Below are 14,477 nucleotides of genomic sequence, written 5' to 3'. Positions count from 1 at the left end.
GAGTATAATTCTCCAAAATTAAAAGGAGAAAAAATGAGCGATTTTTTCAAAAACGCGGAGCAGTTTAATGTTGATGGTGCAACCGTGCCATTTTATAAATTTAGTGAAAATGGTGTAAATTTTGTTGGCTTTGACTCACGTCCTTGCGTGCCGCCAGAGCCAATGGTCAATGCATTAATCGCTATTAAATTTGCTGATAAAAATACAAAAATTATGATGCTAAATCATAAATTTCCAGCTGGTCTTATACCAAAGATAGATAAGAGCTTTGATATAGAGCGTGAAGATATAGATAGTGGGGCTGTAAAGATGGTTTTTAGCCTAAAAGACGGCGCAAATATAGAAGACGTAGATACGAGTCTTTGCCACTAAGATGCTTTTAAATACTTATGCACCACCATTTAAGCTAGTTGGTGGATATTTTATTGCTGGAATTTTGTTTTTGGCATTAAGTGTGCCAGCATTCTTTTATGCAGATTTTGATGCGATTAGCTCGCTAAATACAGCTGGTTTTTTGCATATATTTTTTGTTGGCTTTGTTATGAGTATTATCATCGGAGCACTTTATCAGCTAACCTCAGTCATCTTAGAAAAGCCATTTTTTACCGCAAAAGGTGCTATTTTAAATTTGGCTATTTTTTGTCTATCGTTGCTGGGCATGTGCTACGGGATGTTATTTGCTGAGGCTAAAATTTTACAAATTAGTGGAGTTTTGCTTTTTTGCTCACTTGCCTTTTTTGCAACGACTTATGCATTAAGCTTTATGGATAATGAAAAAAAGAGCTTTGCGGCCTTTGCACTTTTTGTTTCAGCTATCTTTTTGATAATTGGAATAACGCTTGGTTTTTGCTTGCTTATGATACTTGGCGGTACGTTGATGCTTGATTTTGAGATGACACTAAAATTTCACGTTTATTTTGTACTGGGATTTGTGTTTCTTGTGATACTTGGAGCTGCTAGCGTACTCCTACCTATGTTTGCATTGGCTCACGATCTAAAATTTGCACTTAGTAAAGCCTCACTAGCATGCTATATTTTGGGTGGTATCTTACTAGCTTTTAATGAAAATTTGTCTATTTTGTCAATATGCGTGGCAGCTTTACTTTTTATAGCTCAAGCACTTTATATTTTAAAAAAGCGCGTTAGAAAGGCGTATGATTACTGGAATGTAAATATAGTGTTTTCGTTGGTGGCTTTGCTTGGTGCTGCTGTTTTTATAGCTTTGGATAAATTAAATTTAGCTGCATATTTTTTAATATATGGCTTTTTGTTTGCTTTTATTGTAGCTCATCTTTATAAGATCGCACCATTTCTCATATGGTATCACTATGTAGCACCTTTTGTTGGAAAGGTAAAAGTGCCACTTCTTGATGCCATGATACTAAAAAAGATAGCTTATTTTGGTATAGCTTTTAATGCTATCTCGCTTCTTTGCTATCTTTTCTCAACTTGCTTTGAGCTAGAAATTTTAGTGCAAGCAGGTATGATTTTTATAGCTATTAGTATAGTTTTGCTGTCGATAAATATAATAAATATTTTTAGATTTACTGGTTTTAAAGGATAAAAAATGAAAGAAAAAATTTATAACGCACTGTCAAATATCGTTGATCCAGAAGTTGGCTTTGATATCGTTTCGCTTGGACTTATATACGATGCGAGCTGCGATGAAAATGGCAAAGCAAAAGTTACTATGACGCTTTCAACTAAATCTTGCCCACTACATGAAATGATACTTGGCTGGGTAGAAACTGCCGTGCTTGATATAGAAGGTGTCAAAGAGTGCGAGATCGATCTTGTCTGGGAGCCTGAGTGGAATATACAAATGGCAAGCGATTTTGTAAAAGCACAACTTGGAGTTTAAATTTTAAGTTTTTAGATTTGAAAGTTTGTAAATTTTTAATAAGCTAGAGAGCAAAAGCTCTCTAGAAATTTTAAGGAGTTTGTTTTTTATTAGTCCATTTGATGGCGCATAAATGATGGCACATCAAGTTGTGACATATAGTCTTCGTCATATCCACCACTAACTTTTTTAAGTCTTAATATACGCTCTTTTTTTATGATATCGTTTGCATTAGAAGTTTGTACTTCATCTTTTTTTTCAGTTTCTTTTTGTGAGCTTTGAAAACCTGTGGCTATTATTGTAACTTCAACCTTATTATCTTCTATTTTGTCATCAGTTGTTGTACCAAATATAATTTCAGCATCTTCATCTGCTGCCTCATGAATAATGCTCATCGCATTATTGATATCAGCTAGTGGGCAACTAGGGCTTATTCTAAAATGAACTAAAATACCAAATGCGCCATTTATTGTCATATTATCAAGAAGTGGTGATTGTATAGCATTTTTTATAGCTTCTTGTGCTGCATCTTCGCCACTTGCTTCGCCAACACCCATTAAAGCTAGTCCTCTATGGCTCATAATCGTTCTAACATCTGCAAAGTCTAGATTTATATCGCTTTTTCCTGAATCAAGCACGATCGTGCTCATACCATTGACGGCTCTTGCAAGTACTTCATCAACCATTTCAAAGCTTTCTTTTATGCCAGCATTTTTATCAATTAATGTTAGGAGCTTATCATTTGGAATGACAACAATAGAATCGCTTTCTTTTCTGAGCTCTTCAAGACCACAATCAGCCAGTTTTCTACGTTTTTTTCCTTCAAACATAAAAGGCATAGTAACAACCGCAACTGTTAGTGCACCAATATCTTTTGCAGCTTGAGCAACTACTGGAGCAGCACCTGTACCAGTTCCACCACCAAGTCCTGTACCGATAAAAACTATATCTGATGTCTCAAGTGCACTTTTTACTTCATCGTAGCTCTCTTCAGCAGCAGCTTTTCCTATTTCAGGTCTCATGCCTGCACCTAGACCTTTTGTTGTTTTCTCGCCTAGTTGAATTTTCGTATGTGCAAGAGAATTTTCAAGAGCCTTAGCATCTGTATTGGCAACAATAAGATCTATATTTAAATTCGGATTAACTCTTATTATATGGTTGACCATATTGCCACCACCTCCACCTACACCTACGACCTTTATCTTTGCACCATAGATGCTTTTATTTTCTTCTACTGTGAAGCTACTCATTTTTGAAATTCTCCTTAAAATAATTGTGTAATACTATACCAAAATTTTGCAAAAGCATTTGGCTTTTTTTCTTGTTTGCTAATATCTGCAATATTGGCAAGCTCTTCTTTATTTTTTGATTTATTTGCTATCTCTAATTCAAAATCTTTATCAGAAAAACTATCCTCTTTTTCATTTGGATCCTGCACCTCTTGTCCAAAATTTTGCACATTTTCTTCTTCTACAAAAACATTTCTAAAATTTGCTTTTGGTTTTGAGGCTATTTCCCCTTGGTATCTCATTTTTTTCTCAGAATCAATCTCGTATGGGCTAAAGTTGCCAGCACCATATAAACAAAGTCCTATAGCACAAGAATTTGCTGGATCTCTTAAAATTTCAAATAATCCATCCATCTCTTTTGGTTTTGCTATACGAACTGGCATTTTGTCAAATATCGCGGATGCAAGATCTCTAATACCTTCTAGCTTAGTCATACCGCCAGTAAGTATTATTCCAGCACCAATGCTATCTTTATAGCCACTATCTTCTAGCATCTTAGCAAGTACCATAAGAGTTTCTTCTGCTCTGGCATATATAACATTTGATATTATGTCTAGTGAAACTTCGTGGCTTTTTGTTTCATCTCCAAGGATCGGGAGCTCTATTAGATCAACTGACTTATTTATTAAAGCGCCATAACCTAATTTTATCTCTTCTGCCTTTGGAAGAGGTGTATGCAGAGCCATAGAAAGATCATTTGTAATGTTTGCTGAGCCAACAGGTAAAAATTCATTGTATCTTATAGAATTTCCAGAATGTACCACAAGATTACAAGTCGCACCACCCATATCAACAAGTGCGGCACCAAGTTCTTTCTCATCTTTTGTTAATGTTGCTATCGCAGAAGCATATCCTGAAAGCACTATATTATCTAGTTGAACACCTGCTAAATTTACGGCTTTTCTTAGGTTGCTAATAGATGACTTTTGTACTGTAACAATATGTGTTTGAACTTCTAGCCTACTACCGTTCATACCTATTGGATCTTCAATATGTTCTTGCCCATCTACTTTAAAATTATAAGGAAGAACATGTAGTTTTTCATATTCATGAGGTATGTCAGCCGTATGATCGGCCATTTGCATAGCACGCTCAATCTCTTTTATACCTATTTCATGATTTGGTATATTTACTACACCGCTACTATCAACGCTTTTTGTATACGCACCAGAAATAGAAACTATGACTTTTTCATAGCGTGTTCCTGCAACTCTTTGTGCTTCTATCAATGCATTTTTTATCGACTTTGCAGCTTGTTCAATATTAGTTATAACACCTTTTCTTATTCCCTGCGTTTTTTCAGTTCCAATTCCAATTATCTTAATACCATTTTCATCATGTTGTGCTATTACTGCACAAATCTGGAAAGAGCCGATATCTATACCTAAAATTTTTGTACTCAAGATAAATTACCTTTTGATATATTCTTTAACTTCATAGTATTTTTTAAGTTTGTTTGTTAAATCTTTTATTAGCTCATTATTTTTAAGCATTGTAACGTTCTGCTGTGTTATTTGCTTATAGTTATTATCTATATTATCTACAAGCAACCTTTGTTCCAAAATGTCGTATATAACGGCCTTGTCTTCTAATATAACATAATCTTTTTTGTTGTTAGTTTCAAAAAGTTGAGAAACAAAAGCTCTAGTTTCACTTTCATTTAGTCCTAAGATAGAGCCATTTATATCTCTACTGATAAAGCCTATATCAGTTCCTTTGAAATTTTGTAAAGACTCTTTTGCTATGGTTATTAGGTTTTCTTTTTTCTTTTTATCTTTGTAAATTTCAAGCACCATTGCTCTTGCTTGTTCAAAACTCATAGGTTGTGGAGGAGTTATACTTTTTACTCTAACTATCAAATATCCATCTTTATATGTAAACGGTTTTATCACCTCACCAACTTTTGCCCCTTTTATTTCATCGAGCGAGAATGTCGCATTATCTTCATTTATACTAACAAATTCATTTGTTGCAAGCTCAGCTTTTTTGATAGAGGTATATTTTTTTAAAGCATCGGTCTTACTTTTCTCAATATTGTAGTCTTTGACAACTTCAGTCTTTACTTCGTCAAATGATTTGATTTTATCATCAGGGCCTTTGTATCTCTCCTTGTTTTCGTTATAGTAGTCACTCAAAGTAGTTTGATTTACATCATTTTTATTTGACTCTATAAAGTATGTTTCTAGACCGTATATAGTCTTTGTCATATAGTTGTTTTTATTTATTTCCCAAAGATCCTTTAGCTCTTTTTCATCTATTTTTATATCACTTTGATTAGCATTTATTATCTGTATTGCTAATTTGTCTTGCATAAAAAAGCTTGCTTCCATCATTGCAATGTCTTCTTTGCTAGCTGGTAAATTTAAAATAGTTCTAAGCTTATCAAGTAGTATTGTTAGTTTTAAATTTTCTTCAAAATCGGTTGGATTTGTTCTGACCCTTCTTAAAATATCATAGTATAAATTTTTATCAAAAGCACCATCTTTTTGAAATGTTGGATCAACGATTATATATTTTAAAATATCATCTTTGCTAACACTAAGACCTATATCGTCTGCAAAATTTAATAGTAAATTCTCTTGAATTGTAGCCTGAAGTGCAGCATTTTGTAAGCCTAACTCATTGGCCTTTTCTTGCGTTAATTTACCATCAAAAAGATTATTGTAGTATTGATACAAACTATCGTATTTTTGTTGCAGTTCTTGAATGCTTATATTTCTGTGTCCTACTTTTGCTACTGAAGTGGCTCGATTGCTATTTAAATCATATGCTCCCCAGCCTACAAAGCCTGCTCCAACAAAGGCTATTGTACTTACCCAAATGGTAACAACTAGGTATTTTTTATGTTTTTGCATCCAAGACAACATTAAATTTTCCTTTAAAAGACTAACGAAATTTGTATGATATATTATATAAAATTGCCTTAAATAAGCTTAAAATAGGGGCTTTAAAAATATCTTTGTGGAGGATTTCGCTAACAATTTTTTAGTATTGTTAGCAAAATTTTTAAATACTATAATCGCTATAACCACTAGTTAAATGAAGCAATTTGCAGCTATTTTCTAGTAAAGCTATCTCTTTTGCAAGAAGTTGTGGGCTTCTGCTGTATGCATAAATACCATATCCTTTAATGATAATAATGTTTGTATTTTTTTCAACCATATATCTATAAATTTCAGTTTCTGCACGTTCATACCAGTCATCATATTGTTTTGGATCATAAACAGAAATTTTATCAAATCTCATATACCCAAAATAATCTTTCGGTACAATTTTTTCATGTTTCATTGCGTAGGCAGTTGCGTATGGTGGCATCGCGTAGCAAACAAATCTTGCCTCATTTATATTTTTATAAATATTTAAGTGTATATCAGCATCAAGACTAGCTTCATTCCAGCGATAGTCTTTTTTTGATGAAAGAAGTGTCAAATCATCATCTTTTAAATTATCAAAAATGGCATTTTGTTTATTGATTATAAATTGATTTTTTTCGACTCTTGCCGAAATCGAGCCGTGAAAGACGCCAAAAAAATTCTTTCTAAACATAGAAAGTGATATCGTTTTTATCTCATTTATTGAGTGTTCTAGCTCCATTTTTTCTCCTACATTTAAGCGATTATATTTAAGCTATCTTAAAATTTATGTAAAATTTTGTGTAATGATAGCTTTTTAAGTAAAATTTCGATAAATTTTCCACACTATTTACTATAAAGAGGCAGTGTTGCAAAGTCCACATATCAGTGTTTTACTTGATGAAGTTCTATCTTTTTTTAAAAATTTAAATGGAAATTTTATAGATTACACGCTTGGATATGCCGGACACTCCAGTGCCATTTTGTCTCAAAATAAAAATTTAAATTTAATTGCCTGTGATAGAGATAATGAAGCTATAAATTTTTCACTAAAAAAACTTGAGCCATTTGGTAGTAGGGTTAAAATTTATAAAAGTAACTTCTCTGAATTGACTAGTAAGCTAAGCCAAGAAGAAATTTTAAATGTTAGAGGAATTTTGGCTGACATCGGTGTTAGCTCACTTCAGATAGATAAAGATGATAGAGGCTTTAGTCTTGGCTCAAGTACGCTTGACATGCGCATGGACAAAGAGCGAAATTTTAGCGCATATGATGTTGTAAATGATTACTCTTTTGATGAGTTGGTTAGAATTTTTAGAGATTATGGCGAGCTAAAAAATGCTGCCGGGATCGCAAACAAGATTATAAATGCTAGAAATTTAGGCAAGATAACGAGTGCAAAAGAGCTTGCAAATTTAATAGGTACAGCCCATATAAAAGGGCGTGGAGTTAGCCCTGCAATACTTGCCTTTCAAGCCATCAGGATAGAGGTAAATGGAGAGCTAGATGAGCTAACAAATTTACTTGATAGTATAGAAAAATGTGGGTTTAAAGATTGTCTTGTGGCGATTATTACATTTCACTCGCTTGAAGATAGGATCGTAAAAGAGCGCTTTAAAAAATGGGCTAATAGCTGTATCTGCCTACCTGGTGTTTATAGATGTGAGTGCGGAAATAACCACGAATTAGGCGAAATTTTGACAAAAAAGCCACTAACAGCAAGCCAAAATGAGCTAAAGATAAACTCACGAAGCAAGAGCGCAAAACTGCGGGTTTTTAAGATAAAGGGATAAAAATGCAAGAAAAAGAAGAGCTACTAACGCTTCACGACGAGGAGCAAAAACGTGAGGTAAATTTAAGCTTTAAGACATTAGTGATGGTCTATTTAGCTGTTTTTATAGCTCTAGCTATATTTTTGCCAAAAATTTACATAGCGAATCAAATTTATTATATAAGTAGAGATATAGCGGACATTAGCGGTAAGCGAGATATGCTTTTAGAGGAAAATAGAGCTCTTAATATAAAGCTTGAAAATTTACGTTATAAAAATCAAATTTTAAACAATATGCAAGAGCGCCAATGGAAATAACGAAACATTTAAAGCTTTATTTATTCTCATCTAAATTTTTGCGATTCAATTATATTGGCAAATAATATAGCTATTTTGTATATAACTGCACAAAAATAAAATTAGCTCAATAAACAAAGCCAAGCTTAACTTGCTAATTAATTACTCTCTTTTTGAGAGATTAGCTTTTCATATATATATTGTTCTAAATCTTTTTTTGATATGTCGTTTTTTATAGCAGTATTATAAATTTCTTCGACCTTGCTTGAGTATTTTTCATAGCTAAAATAAGGAAAATGCACACTCCAAGCTTTCTTGATAAGATCGTGACTTATCTCTCTTCTTGCCCAAACTTTAAACATATCAAAGCCAATAAAAACGGCCGAAGTAACGACAGCAGTCGCTATTATCGATATGTGTGCATCAGTTTTTGCTAAAAAATGATGCGTGATGATTAACAATGGAAATAAAATGACAAAACAGATAAGTGCGTAAATCTGATAGAGCTTGATGTGATTAAATCTAAAATTTAGCTTTGCTCCATCTATTAGCATACCTTCGTTAAAAAGGGCATTTGCTTCAAGTAGATCCCTGAATAAAACTGGCTGTTTTGAAACAAAAAAAACGTTTTTTATGATTCTATCTTTTAAAGTTTCTTGCATTTTTTATAGACTTTTTACCTTTAAAATTTTGGCTCATTATATCTAAGAATCTATAAATTCAAACAAAATTAGATACAATTTGCCCAAAATTTAAGGAGCTAAAAATGGCAGATCAAGCTTTACAAACCGTCTTTTTAAATGGAGAATTTTTGCAAAAAGACGAGGCAAAAGTTAGTGCTTTTGATAGAGGATTTATATTTGGCGATGGAATTTATGAGGTTGTGCCTGTAATAAATTCAAAAATGGTTGATAAAGATGGATTTTGGGCGAGATTTGAAAGAAGCTTAAATGAGATAGATATAAGCTTGCCATACGAAAAGGAAAAATTTGAGACAATCTTAAACGAGATAATCGCTAAAAACGCCTTAAAAGAGGGCGGAATTTACATGCAAGTAACAAGAGGTGTAGCGTTTAGAAATTTCTATTTTATGGAAAATCTAACACCAAGCGTCTTTATCTTTTGCTACGAGAGTGAAATTTTAAACAATCCTACTGCAAAAACTGGTATAAAGGTGGTAAGTGTCGAGGATATCAGATGGAAGAGGCGCGATATCAAATCAATCTCGCTTCTAGCTCAGTGCTATGCTAAAAATGAAGCTCACAAAAAAGGTGCATATGAGGGCTTTATGGTGGAAAATGGCTTTGTCACAGAGGGTTGCAGCTCAAGTGCTTTTATTATCAAGGATAAAACTTTAATCACAAAACCACTTTCAAATGAAATTTTGCCAGGAATTCGCCGTATGAGACTTTTAAGGATCGCTAAAGATATTGGACTTAAGATAGAGGAGCGAAAATTTAGCATGGATGAAGTTTATGGTGCTGATGAAGTCTTTATCTCGGCTGCAACGCTCATACTATTACCAGTCGTTTATGCTGATGGCAAGGCGATAAATGGTGCAAAAGTAGGAGAAATTTCAAGCAAACTTCGAGAAATTTATGCTGGTGAACTTTTAAAAGAAGCTGGACTTTGAAAGAAAAAATCCTAATAAGTGCTTGCCTAGTCGGCATAAATTGTAAATTTAACGGCGAAAATAATCTTTTAAATAAAGATGTTTTAGATGAAATTTCAAAGAGATTTCATCTGCTTTTTGTTTGTCCTGAAGTTTATGGTGGACTTAGCACGCCAAGAGAACCGGCTGAGATGAAAAATGGTGCGGTTGTTTGTAAATTTTCAGGCAAAGATGTGAGTGAAAATTTCAAAAATGGAGCAGAAATTTGCCTAAAGATAGCCAAACTAAATGGTTGCAAAAAGGCTATTTTAAAATCAAAAAGTCCAAGTTGTGGAAGTGGGCAAATTTATGACGGAAGCTTTAGTAAGAGGCTTATTTTAGGCGATGGCATCACAGCAAAACTGCTAAAAGAAAATGAAATTTTAGTATTAAGCGAAGATGAGATAGTAGGGCTTGATGTTTGATAGGCTAAAAGACAACATTATACTTGAGGTGATTTTTAAGTACATCATCTTGTTGCTGCTTTTTATCTGTGTGATCGGTCTTTTTATGAGCGGCGTTCTTTTCTTAAATGGGGAGATGAGTGAAAATTCGCTGAATTTACACATTTTCTTTGGCTTTAGTTTGGTTGTTTTGACGATTGTCCATAGTTATGTTAAGAAGAAAAAGTTAAAGAAACTAAGCCTTGAGTTTAAAAATATCTTAAATCACAAGCCAGTGCAGATGGACTGCAATACAACTAGGTTTTTAAACGCTCTAAATGATGTAAAAGTTGGCGAGCTTTCAAAGAAATTTGGCTCTGATATTGTAGAAATTTTAAAATCAAATGACATAAAAGTAAAAAGTGAGAATGAGACTATGAAGCAAATTTGTAAAAATAACGATGAAAAGATGTTTTATATTTTTGTTTTGATCGTCGAAGCTATTTTTAAGGATAAGGAAAAAAGTTGAAAAAGGGTATATTTTTAGCATTTAGCGTTGCTTTGTTTTTGGGATGTTCACAGACCCAGCCAAAGCCAAGTGTGCAAAATTCTTTACCAGATGAAAATGTATATAAGCCAAATGAACGCATTAGTTTGCTTGATTTTGAAATGAAGCAAGACGCCTCGTCGCTACCGCAAAATATGCAAAGCGCAAGCTTTGACCAAGAAGAAATTTTAAAAAGAAGGTTTAAGGTTTTTACATTAAGGGGCGTAAAATTTAATCCAAATGATGTCTTTTGGGCATTTAATATATATAAGCCAAGCGAAAAGAGAAAGTATTTTGGCTCAAATTTTAGACAGATCCCACAAAGCTGGTTTGACGCACAAAAGGACAATGCAAATTTTTCAGCTCTTTCAAGCATCTCTGCTTATGCTTTAACTTCGGCAAACACAGCTTTAAGAAATTTTCCAACCGATGAGCCGATATTTTTAAATCCGCAAACTCCAGGCGAGGGCTATCCGTTTGATTATCTACAAGAATCAACCCTAAGCATCGCTCATCCACTTTTTATCTCACATCTTTCTAAAGATAGGGCATGGGCATTTGTTAGCGATGATGCGGTTTGGGGCTGGGTAAAGGTCGAGGATATAAAATTTATAAGCGATGATGAGGCGAATGCCTATCAAAAGTCAAGTTTTGTGACTATAAAAACGGACAAGATGCCAGTTTATGACAAGGCTGGAAATTTCTTGTTTTATTCAAGGGTTGGAGCGATACTGCCCGTTTTGGCGCAGGATAGTAAAAACTACTATGGTAAAATTTATGTGAGAAATCTCTTGAGAGAATTTGTGTTGCCAAAGTCTGTTGGCGCTCTTTTTCCTCTTAAATTTAATGACTCAAATCTAAAAACACTTATTAGCTCTCTTCTTACTCAGCCTTATGGTTGGGGTGGGGTCGATAAGTTAAGGGATTGCTCACTTTTCACCAAAGATTTGCTAGCAAGTTTTGGCGTGTGGTTGCCTAGAAACTCAAGAGCCCAAGCAAATATGGGACAAAAATTTGATCTAAAAGGACTTAATAACGCTGCTAAGACAAAAGAGATAAAAGAAAAAGGTGTGCCATATCTTACGCTTGTGCATCTGCCAGGGCATATCATGCTTTATGCTGGATACAAGGGTGATGATATATATGTGGTGCATGATGCTTGGGGGTTAAAAACCGAAAATAACGGCAGAGCATTAATCGGTGCTACGGCAGTAACTACGTTAAATATCGGACAAAACAGAAGTGATATACAAAACTCAAATTTGCTCATTTCAAAAGTCGATTCTATAAATGTGATAAAGCCCGAAAATGTAATAAGCGATAAAGCTAGAAAAATTTTAGCTTTACAAAGGGCTTATGATGTTAAGGTTGAGGATAATTTGGTCAAATTTGGTGATGGAACAATATTTGTCTATGATGACTTTAAACAAAAAGATGATGAGTGTAGTATCGGTGCTGATATAGAGGATATGAATGCGCTTGATTACGCTGCATTTTCGCCACTTAGCACCACACTAAGTGATGCTGGCAGATGTAGAAACTACGAGCTTTTAGGCAAAATTTATGGCTCAAGCGAGAGCGAGGTAAAAGCAAATTTGGTAGATGTCGTTTGGCTAAAAGATAGCCTTGCGCTAAAGTTACAATTTAATTCTAAAAATGGAGCCGCAGCTGCTTTGCAAGACGTAAGCAATGAGCTAAACGATATGGTAAAAAGTGATGCGAGCTCGCTTGAGTATTTAAAAGATCCAGGTGGGACATTTAAATGGCGCATCATCGCTGGCACAAACCGCTTGAGTCCGCACAGCTACGGTATTGCGATTGATATAAATGTGAAAAAGAGCCACTACTGGCAGTGGAGCAAGGGCTACCAAAACCTCATCCCTGAAAAGATAGTGCGTGTTTTTGAAAAACATAAATTTATCTGGGGTGGACGCTGGAAGCACTTTGATACGATGCACTTTGAGTATCGCCCAGAGATGTTTGAGTAGATGAAAGAGCAAATTTTAGAAATTTTATCTCGCTCAAACGTCTTTTTAACAGGCGGTGGCGGTGTTGGCAAGAGCTATCTAACTGCCTCCATCATCAGACACTACAAAGAAAATTTTAAAAACGTCATAATCCTTGGCTCAACTGGCATAAGTGCCGTTAGCCTTGGAGGAGTTAGCTTGCATAGCTTTTTTAAATTTGGCTACTGCAAGGACTATGAGGAGCTAAGGCGCTTTGACTATCATCAAAAAGACAAACTAAGCAAGCTAAGAAATATGCTAGATGCTTGTGATCTACTAGTAATCGATGAAATTTCAATGGTGAGCTCAGATTTAATGGAGATGATAAGATACCGACTACTTACTTCCAAATTTAAAGGCAGGGTGCTTATAGTGGGTGATTTTTATCAGCTTCCGCCAGTGCAAAAGGAGCAAAACGAAAATAGGCTTTTTAATTTTTTATACGCTTTTAACTCCAGTGCGTGGGAGGATATGAAATTTACAAATGTTGAACTACTAATCTCAAAACGTACAAACGATCTTAAATTTTACGAGATTCTCTCTCGTCTTAGAGTAGGCGAGCTAGATGATGAAATAATGAGCTATATAGAGAGTTTAAGAGTGACCAAGATAGAGCCAGATGATGATACGAGCGTGCTTTTTGGCAGAAACGCCGAGGCTGAAATGCTAAATCAAAAAAGGCTTTCAGAGCTTAGCACGCCACTTGAAATTTCAAACTCAGATGTAAGCATTTTGGATGAAAATTTAGATAAAAAAGAGTTTGAAAAATGGGCAAATACACTAAATATCTCAAGAGATTTGGAGATGAAGATAGGCGCTAAGATCATCTTTACGTCAAATAAATGGGGTGAGTACTATAACGGCGAGCAAGGTAAGATCATGCAAATCTTAAAAGAAAACGGAGTCATTTTAAGCGTGATCGTGAAAAAAGATAGTGGCGAAATTTGTGAGATAGAAAAAGCCGCTTATATATTTAGTTCGTTAAATTTAAACGAAGATGAGATCGAAGAAAATGTACAGGCGTCACTCTACCAGTTTCCATTTAAGCTTGCTTACGCTCTAACTATCCACAAATCTCAAGGAATGAGCATAAACTCGCTCATTTGTAATATCAACCACATTTTTGCCAAAGGACAGCTCTATGTCGCACTTTCTCGCGCAGTAAGTCCTAAAAATTTAAAACTTTTTTATGATAAGAAAAGTGATTTTAGGCAGCATTTAAGAAAAGTGGTTAAAATTGACGACGAAGTTAAGAAATTTTACCAAGAAAACGTATTTTTGCATATTAAGGAGAGTTTATGAAAAAGCTATTTTTAAGCCTTGTTTTTGGCGTTTTTGCATTCGCAGACGTGCTAAAAGTGAGTGACTTTCAAACAGATATCTACTCAAAAGCTGGACAAAATTTAACAAAAAAGATAAATATGAACCTTGAAGTTGTCGGACGTGATGTGGAGGAGAATGAAGCCTACGTGCTTGATACTTTAAACATAATAGTTGGTAGCTTTTACGTGGAAGATATTTTAACCTCAATGGGAAAAGAGAAATTTAAAGAGCTTTTCATAAAATACGCAGCCAAAAAGCACTCTCTTGATATCGATGATGTGCTTATCTTAAATATAAAAGTGATAAATAATCTTGAACTAAGCGAGATCATAAAAGCAATAAAAAGCCAAAATTTATGCTCCGATCCAAGCGTTAATGAAGAGATTGTAACAAAACCAGAAAAGAAGAAAAAGGGCAATGAGATCATCATTTCGCCAGATCCAAATGATGTAGTTCAAAAGCCTATCGATCTAAATAACGTGCAGGAATTTGGAAAAGACTTCGGAGAGAAGTGAATA

At 34.4% G+C, this 14,477-nt stretch carries 16 protein-coding genes; 11 read left to right on the top strand and 5 right to left on the bottom strand.

Going from position 1 to position 14,477, the window contains the following annotated elements; genetic code table 11:
* The first annotated feature begins 33 nt into the window (after positions 1 to 33).
* Genes CVT13_RS01635 through CVT13_RS01625 form a run of 3 tightly spaced genes read left to right on the top strand, consistent with a single transcriptional unit; the run spans position 34 to position 1,861 of the window.
* Positions 34 to 372 (top strand): hypothetical protein, encoded by a 339-nt coding sequence (locus tag CVT13_RS01635; RefSeq protein ID WP_107811380.1) that lies wholly within the window; start codon positions 34 to 36, stop codon positions 370 to 372.
* 1 nt (position 373) lies between these two features.
* Positions 374 to 1,564: a peptidase M50 gene (locus CVT13_RS01630; protein WP_107811379.1), complete on the top strand. Its 1,191-nt coding sequence runs from the start codon at positions 374 to 376 to the stop codon at positions 1,562 to 1,564.
* Between the two features lie 3 nt (positions 1,565 to 1,567).
* Entirely contained in the window at positions 1,568 to 1,861 is a 294-nt protein-coding gene (locus CVT13_RS01625) for a metal-sulfur cluster assembly factor (RefSeq protein WP_021091019.1), read from the top strand.
* A gap of 89 nt (positions 1,862 to 1,950) precedes the next feature.
* Here CVT13_RS01625 and ftsZ read toward each other — a convergent pair whose 3' ends face one another.
* From ftsZ to CVT13_RS01605, 4 genes are all read right to left on the bottom strand, one after another.
* Positions 1,951 to 3,090, bottom strand: coding sequence for a cell division protein FtsZ (gene ftsZ / locus CVT13_RS01620; RefSeq protein WP_103624034.1), 1,140 nt, complete (start codon positions 3,088 to 3,090; stop codon positions 1,951 to 1,953).
* Positions 3,091 to 3,104: 14 nt separating this feature from the next.
* On the bottom strand, positions 3,105 to 4,532 hold the full coding sequence (gene ftsA / locus CVT13_RS01615; RefSeq protein WP_021090773.1) for a cell division protein FtsA: 1,428 nt from the start codon (positions 4,530 to 4,532) through the stop codon (positions 3,105 to 3,107).
* A 6-nt stretch (positions 4,533 to 4,538) separates the two neighbouring features.
* On the bottom strand, positions 4,539 to 5,996 hold the full coding sequence (locus CVT13_RS01610; RefSeq protein WP_107811378.1) for a peptidylprolyl isomerase: 1,458 nt from the start codon (positions 5,994 to 5,996) through the stop codon (positions 4,539 to 4,541).
* Positions 5,997 to 6,135: 139 nt separating this feature from the next.
* The gene (locus CVT13_RS01605) at positions 6,136 to 6,723 is read right to left on the bottom strand and encodes a class II aldolase and adducin N-terminal domain-containing protein (RefSeq protein WP_084041477.1); all 588 of its coding nucleotides are present in this window, start codon (positions 6,721 to 6,723) and stop codon (positions 6,136 to 6,138) included.
* A 127-nt stretch (positions 6,724 to 6,850) separates the two neighbouring features.
* Between CVT13_RS01605 and rsmH the strand changes: the two genes are divergently transcribed.
* A complete protein-coding gene (rsmH, locus tag CVT13_RS01600) occupies positions 6,851 to 7,774 on the top strand; it encodes a 16S rRNA (cytosine(1402)-N(4))-methyltransferase RsmH (protein ID WP_107811377.1) in 924 nt (307 codons plus the stop codon).
* A gap of 2 nt (positions 7,775 to 7,776) precedes the next feature.
* A complete protein-coding gene (locus CVT13_RS01595) occupies positions 7,777 to 8,070 on the top strand; it encodes a hypothetical protein (protein ID WP_021090986.1) in 294 nt (97 codons plus the stop codon).
* 137 nt (positions 8,071 to 8,207) lie between these two features.
* On the opposite strand, the gene CVT13_RS01590 is transcribed toward CVT13_RS01595, so the two are convergent.
* Positions 8,208 to 8,711 carry a hypothetical protein gene (locus CVT13_RS01590; protein ID WP_021090515.1) on the bottom strand — a complete coding sequence of 168 codons (504 nt, stop codon included), beginning with the start codon at positions 8,709 to 8,711 and terminating at the stop codon, positions 8,208 to 8,210.
* 104 nt (positions 8,712 to 8,815) lie between these two features.
* Here CVT13_RS01590 and CVT13_RS01585 point away from each other — a divergent pair, with 104 nt between their 5' ends.
* From CVT13_RS01585 to CVT13_RS01560, 6 genes are read left to right on the top strand one after another with little or no spacing between them, the layout of a single operon-like run.
* Positions 8,816 to 9,682 carry a D-amino-acid transaminase gene (locus CVT13_RS01585; RefSeq protein ID WP_107811376.1) on the top strand — a complete coding sequence of 289 codons (867 nt, stop codon included), beginning with the start codon at positions 8,816 to 8,818 and terminating at the stop codon, positions 9,680 to 9,682.
* Positions 9,679 to 10,125 carry a DUF523 domain-containing protein gene (locus CVT13_RS01580; RefSeq protein WP_107811375.1) on the top strand — a complete coding sequence of 149 codons (447 nt, stop codon included), beginning with the start codon at positions 9,679 to 9,681 and terminating at the stop codon, positions 10,123 to 10,125. Before CVT13_RS01585 ends, CVT13_RS01580 begins: the two co-directional genes overlap by 4 nt.
* The gene (locus CVT13_RS01575; RefSeq protein WP_107811374.1) at positions 10,118 to 10,612 is read left to right on the top strand and encodes a chemotaxis protein; all 495 of its coding nucleotides are present in this window, start codon (positions 10,118 to 10,120) and stop codon (positions 10,610 to 10,612) included. Before CVT13_RS01580 ends, CVT13_RS01575 begins: the two co-directional genes overlap by 8 nt.
* Complete coding sequence (locus CVT13_RS01570) at positions 10,609 to 12,618, top strand: SH3 domain-containing protein (RefSeq protein ID WP_107811373.1); 2,010 nt, start codon at positions 10,609 to 10,611, stop codon at positions 12,616 to 12,618. The genes CVT13_RS01575 and CVT13_RS01570 overlap by 4 nt, the downstream gene beginning before the upstream one ends.
* Positions 12,619 to 13,938 (top strand): ATP-dependent DNA helicase, encoded by a 1,320-nt coding sequence (locus tag CVT13_RS01565; RefSeq protein ID WP_107811372.1) that lies wholly within the window; start codon positions 12,619 to 12,621, stop codon positions 13,936 to 13,938. It begins immediately after the preceding gene.
* Positions 13,935 to 14,474: a hypothetical protein gene (locus CVT13_RS01560; protein ID WP_107697831.1), complete on the top strand. Its 540-nt coding sequence runs from the start codon at positions 13,935 to 13,937 to the stop codon at positions 14,472 to 14,474. Before CVT13_RS01565 ends, CVT13_RS01560 begins: the two co-directional genes overlap by 4 nt.
* Positions 14,475 to 14,477: the final 3 nt, after the last annotated feature.

The organism is Campylobacter concisus (genome assembly GCF_003049085.1).
GTDB classification, from domain to species: Bacteria; Campylobacterota; Campylobacteria; order Campylobacterales; family Campylobacteraceae; genus Campylobacter_A; species Campylobacter_A concisus_H.
This window is presented reverse-complemented; position numbering and strand designations above follow the sequence as displayed.